This window comes from Streptomyces boncukensis (genome assembly GCF_011045075.1).
Classification (GTDB): Bacteria; Actinomycetota; Actinomycetes; order Streptomycetales; family Streptomycetaceae; genus Streptomyces; species Streptomyces boncukensis.
In genome coordinates, this window is record NZ_JAAKZZ010000868.1 from 1 (window position 1) to 1,865 (window position 1,865).

Annotated in this window: 1 pseudogene; it reads left to right on the forward strand. The window is 71.5% G+C overall.

Annotated features, from left to right (window positions below):
• Positions 1-1,684 (forward strand): annotated as a pseudogene (locus G5C65_RS36505) (collagenase); the annotation flags it as partial.
• Between the last annotated feature and the right edge of the window lie 181 nt (positions 1,685-1,865).

Consider the following 1,865-nt stretch of genomic DNA (forward strand, 5'->3'; position numbering starts at 1 on the left):
GTCCCACCCCCGCCCCTCGATGCGCGGGGCCGCACCGGACAGCACCGCCGAAGCCGCCTGTTCCCCCGCCGACTTCGCCCGCACCGGCGCCGCGCTGGTCGAGCAGATCACCTCCTCGACCACCGCGTGCGTCGGCACCCTCTTCGGCCTCACCGGGGACGAGGCGCGCGGCGCGTTCCGGGAGGCGCAGATGGTGACCGCCGCCGACGCGCTGCGCCAAGGCTCCGCCGACTACCCCGGCGACGCCGGCACCGGCATGCCGCAGCTCGCCCTCTTCCTGCGGGCCGGCTACTACGTGCACTGGTACCACGAGCAGGACGTGGGCGAGTACGGGCCCGCGCTGCGGGCCGCGATCCGGGGCGGCCTGGACGCGTTCTTCGCCGCCGAGCACGCCTGGGACGTCACGGACGCCAACGGCGAGACGCTGGCCGAGGCGGTCACCCTCGTCGACAGCGCCGCGGAGAACGCCCGCTATCTGCACGTCGTGGAGCGCCTGCTGCGCGGCTACGACAGCTCCTACGACGACAAGTGGTGGATGCTCAACGCCGTCAACAACGTCTACACGGTGCTGTGGCGCGGCCACCAGATGCCGGACTTCCGCCAGGCCGTCCAGCGCGACCCCGGTGTCCTGGACACCCTGGACGCCTTCGCCCGGGACCACGGCGACCTGCTGGGCGGCGAGCGCGCGTACCTCACCGCCAACGCCGGGCGGGAGCTGGGCCGGTTCCTCCAGCACGCGCCGCTGCGGCAGCAGGTGCGCCCGCTGGCGCGGGGCCTGCTCGACGCGAGCGCGATGACCGGGCGGACGGCCCCGCTGTGGGTGGGCGTCGCGGAGATGGCCGACGCGTACGACGCGGACAACTGCGCGTACTACGGCGTCTGCGACCTCGCCGAGCGGCTGAAGGCCGCCGTGCTGGACGACCGGGCGCCATGCGGCGACAGCATCAGCTTCGCCGCCCAGGACATGGACGCCGGGAACGTCCGCTCCGCCTGCACCAGCCTGCGCGGCCAGGACGCGTACTTCCACCGGGTCACCCGGCACGAGGGGCCCGTGCGGGACGACAGGAACACCCGCGTCGAGGTCGTCGTCTTCGACTCCAGCACCGACTACCAGACGTACGCGGGCGTCATCTACGGCATCGACACCGACAACGGCGGCATGTACCTGGAGGGCGACCCGTCGGCCGACGGCAACCTCCCCCGCTTCATCGCCTACGAGGCGGAGTGGCTGCGCCCCGGATTCCAGATCTGGAACCTCAACCACGAGTACACCCACTACCTCGACGGCCGGTTCACGATGTACGGCGACTTCGAGGCCGGGGTGTCCACCCCCACCGTCTGGTGGATCGAGGGCATCGCGGAGTACATCTCGTACTCGTACCGCGGGCTGCGCTACGACGAGGCGATCGAGGAGGCGGGCCGGAAGACCTATCCGCTCAGCGAACTGTTCGACACCACCTACGGGAACGGGGACACCGCCCGCGTCTACCGCTGGGGCTATCTGGCCGTCCGGTACATGCTGGAGGAGCGCCCCGGGGACGTGGCCACGGTGCTGGACGCGTACCGAGCGGGCGACTGGGAGGCCGCCCGCCGCCATCTGACCGGGACCATCGGCACGCGGTACGACGCCGACTGGTACGCCTGGCTCGACGCCTGCGCGACCGGCGCGTGCGTACGGAGCGGGTAGCGGGCGTCCGGTGGACCGTGCAGTGAACACGGGCCCCGCGCCCCCGCGCCCCTGAGAGACATCTCACGTGCCTAAGAAGTCAAGCTGCGGCGGCTGGAGCTGCTGAGAAGGAGGTGAATGCGTGATGCTCGTCGAAGAGCTGCCGGTTGTGCAGGCAGTGGTAGAGCTGACCGAGCAA